This window comes from Ruegeria sp. CF1 (assembly GCF_056537445.1).
On record NZ_JBQFRN010000025.1, the window covers coordinates 1 to 4,026 of the forward strand.

Consider the following 4,026-nt stretch of genomic DNA (forward strand, 5'->3'; position numbering starts at 1 on the left):
CTGACATTTGAGCATTTGAAGGCTGAGGTTTCGTCTGGCGAGATTGATACGGTATTGGTTTGTCTGGTTGACATGCAGGGCCGTTTGATGGGGAAGCGGTTTCATGCGGGTCATTTTGTTGCGGGTGCTTGGGAAGAGACGCATTGCTGCAATTATCTGCTGGCGACGGATCTCGAGATGGGGACGCCGGATGGGTATGCGTCGACCAGTTGGGAGCGGGGCTATGGCGATTATGTGATGAAGCCGGATCTGAGCACTCTGCGCCCTGTACCGTGGCTGGAAGGCACGGCGATGGTGATGTGCGATGTGCTGGATCATCACACGCATGAAGAAGTGCCACACGCGCCGCGCTCGATCCTGAAGCGTCAGGTGAACCGGTTGAAGGCGATGGGTTATGACGCGATGTGCGCCACCGAGCTGGAGTTTTTCCTGTTCGAGAAAAGCTTTGATCAGATCCGCAAGGAAGGCTTTCGCGACCTTGAGCCGATCTCGGGGTACAACGAAGACTATCACATCCTTCAGACCACCAAGGAAGAGCATGTGATGCGCCCGATCCGCAACCATCTGTGGGATGCGGGGATACCGGTCGAGAACACGAAAGGTGAGGCCGAGACCGGGCAGGAAGAGCTGAACATCAAATATGCGCCTGCGATGGAGACGGCCGAGTATCACTCGATCGCCAAGAACGCGGTGAAAGAGATTGCCTGGCAGCATGGGCATGCCGCGACCTTCCTGCCGAAATGGCATCATGAGAAAGTGGGCAGTTCCAGCCACGTGCATCAGTCGCTCTGGTCCGAGGGGCGGCCGATCTTTTTCGACGAAAAAGACCCGCTCGGCATGTCGGATGTGATGAAAAGCTACATGGCGGGTCTTTTGAAATACGCCGCCGATTACACCTGTTTCATGGCGCCCTACATCAACAGCTACAAGCGGTTCATGAAGGGGACCTTTGCGCCGACGCGGATCATCTGGTCGGTGGACAACCGCACCGCCGGGTTCCGCCTGTGCGGTGACGGCACCAAGGCGGTGCGGGTGGAATGCCGTATCCCGGGCTCGGATATGAACCCCTATCTGGCGATGGCTGGGATGCTGGCGGCGGGGATCGCTGGGATCGAAGAAGGGCTGGAGTTGCAGCCGCCGACCACGGGCGACGTCTATCAGGGAGAGACGGGGATGATCCCGGGCAATCTGCGCGCGGCGCGAGATGCGCTGCATGGCTCGGCGATGTTGCGGGCTGCGATGGGAGATGACGTTGTCGATCACTATGCGCGCGCGGCCGAGGTTGAGATCGAAGAGTTTGAGCGCGTGGTGACCGATTGGGAAATTGCCCGCGGGTTTGAGCGGGCTTGAGAGGGTGAAAGCGAGGGGCCAGCCCCGCCGCCATCGGCGCTCGAACCAATGGCGCACCAATGGCGGCCCCAGAGATATTTATGGCCAGATGAAGCAGGGATCCTGCTCTCTTTAGAGATGGAGTGACTATGGGGCAGATGTTGCAATGTGTCTCGCCGATTGATGGGTCGGTCTATGCCGAGCGCGAGGTGTTGTCGCGGGAGGCCGCGTTTGAGGTTGCGGGCCGGGCGCGGGCCGCACAGGCGGCTTGGGCGGCGCGGCCCTTGCGGGAACGCATTGATCTCGTGATGGCGGGTGTGGCTGCTGTTGGCGCGATGAATGAGGAAATCGTGCCCGAGTTGGCGCATATGATGGGTCGCCCGGTGCGCTATGGCGGTGAGTTTGGCGGCTTCAACGAGCGCGCAAGCCATATGGCCGGGATTGCCGAAAGCGCATTGGCTGATATCGCGGTGGGCGAAGATGAGACGTTCAAGCGCTATATCAGGCGCATCCCGCATGGGGTGGTGTTTGTGGTGGCGCCCTGGAATTATCCTTACATGACGGCGATCAACACGGTGGCCCCGGCGCTGATCGCGGGTAATACGGTGATCCTGAAACACGCCACGCAGACCCTGCTGGTGGGCGAGCGTATGGCGCAGGCCTTCCATGCAGCGGGTGTGCCGGAAGACGTGTTCCAGAATGTCTTTCTGAGCCATGACGTGACCAACGATCTGATCGCGGGCAATGCGTTCGACTTCGTGAACTTCACCGGCTCGGTCGGCGGCGGCCAGGCGATGGAGCGCGCGGCGGCGGGCACCTTTACCGGCGTCGGGACTGAGCTGGGCGGCAAGGATCCGGGTTATGTGATGGACGATGCCGATCTGGAGGCGGCGGTTGAGACGCTGATCGACGGGGCAATGTTCAACGCGGGCCAGTGCTGCTGCGGGATCGAGCGGATTTATGTGCATGAAAGCCTGTATGACGACTTCGTCGCCAGGGCGGTGGAGATCGTGAAGGGCTATAAGCTGGGCAATCCGCTGGACGCTGAGACCACCATTGGCCCGATGGCCAATGTGCGCTTTGCCGATGAGGTGCGGGCGCAGATTGCCGAGGCGGTCGAGGCTGGTGCGGTGGCCCATATCGACATCTTCCCCGAGGATGATGGCGGCGCATATCTGACGCCGCAGATCCTGACCAATGTCACCCATGACATGCGGGTGATGCGGGATGAAAGCTTTGGCCCGGTAGTGGGCATCATGAAAGTGTCCTCGGATGACGAGGCCACCCGGCTGATGAATGACAGCGCGTTTGGCCTGACGGCGAGCCTCTGGACCCGCGATCTGGACCGTGCAGCGCGGGTGGGCGACCAGATTGAGACGGGCACCGTCTTCATGAACCGGGCCGATTATCTGGATCCCGGCCTGTGCTGGACCGGCTGCAAGAATACCGGGCGCGGCGGCGGTCTCTCGGTCATTGGCTATCACAACCTGACACGTCCCAAATCCTATCACCTGAAAAAGGTCACGGGCTAAGGACGCCGGCCTGCCTCGGAATGACCCCCTCGCCGGGGCAGGCCTTTTGACACGAAGGAAAGCAAACATGTCACTTGTTGGAAACTGGTCTTATCCAACCGCAATCAAATTCGGGGCCGGGCGGATCAATGAATTACCCGAAGCCTGTGCTGCGGCCGGCATGAAGAAGCCGCTGCTGGTCACCGACAAGGGGCTGGCCGACCTGCCGATCACCACCGCGACGCTGGATATCATGGAGACCGCCGGTCTGGGCCGGGGTCTGTTCGCGGATGTGGACCCGAACCCCAATGAACAGAACCTCGAGGCCGGTGTTGCGGCCTATAACGCGGGCGGCCATGACGGGGTGATCGCTTTTGGCGGCGGCTCGGGGCTGGATCTGGGCAAGATGGTCGCCTTCATGTGTGGTCAGACGCGCCCGGTCTGGGACTTTGAGGATATCGGCGATTGGTGGACCCGAGCGGATGCCGATGCCATCGCGCCGATCATCGCCGTCCCCACAACCGCCGGGACCGGGTCCGAAGTGGGGCGCGCCAGCGTCATCACCAATTCTGAAACCCACGCCAAGAAGATCATCTTCCATCCCAAGGTGCTGCCGACCGTGGTGATCTGCGACCCCGAGCTGACGGTGGGCATGCCCAAGTTCATCACCGCAGGCACCGGTCTGGATGCGTTCGCGCATTGTGTCGAGGCGTTCAGCAGCCCGCATTACCACCCGATGTCTCAGGGCATCGCGCTGGAAGGAATGCGGCTGGTCAAGGACTACCTGCCACGTGCCTATGCGGACGGCACCGACATCGAAGCCCGCGCCCAGATGATGAGCGCGGCGGCGATGGGGGCCACCGCCTTCCAGAAAGGCCTGGGCGCCATCCACGCCATGAGCCACCCCGTCGGCGCGGTGTTCAACACCCACCACGGCACCACCAACGCGGTCTGCATGCCCGCCGTGCTCGAGTTCAACGCGCCAGTCATCGCCGACCGCTTCCAGCAAGCCGCCGCCTATCTGGGCATCGACGGCGGCTTCGACGGCTTCCGCAGCTTCGTGCAAGAGTTCAACGACAGCCTCGCCATCCCCCGCAAACTCTCCGACCTCGGCGTCACCAAAGCCGCCATCCCCGAACTGGTCCAGGGCGCAATCATCGACCCCTCATGCGGAGGGAATCCGATC

At 61.6% G+C, this 4,026-nt stretch carries 3 protein-coding genes; all 3 read left to right on the forward strand.

Going from position 1 to position 4,026, the window contains the following annotated elements:
• Window positions 1–1,350: glutamine synthetase family protein (locus ACRZ96_RS21090; RefSeq protein WP_480707755.1), on the forward strand; the 1,350-nt coding region annotated here is incomplete at its 5' end.
• 128 nt (window positions 1,351–1,478) lie between these two features.
• Window positions 1,479–2,861, forward strand: a complete 1,383-nt coding sequence (locus ACRZ96_RS21095; protein WP_480772364.1) for an aldehyde dehydrogenase family protein — start codon at window positions 1,479–1,481, stop codon at window positions 2,859–2,861.
• Window positions 2,862–2,928: 67 nt separating this feature from the next.
• A partial coding sequence (locus ACRZ96_RS21100; RefSeq protein WP_170819531.1) for an iron-containing alcohol dehydrogenase occupies window positions 2,929–4,026 on the forward strand: 1,098 nt, incomplete at its 3' end.

What these genes read in the sequence shown, in the direction of transcription:
- ACRZ96_RS21095 (WP_480772364.1), top strand. Translation starts at nt 1,479, where the DNA reads ATGGGGCAGATGTTGCAATGTGTCTCGCCGATTGATGGGTCGGTCTAT.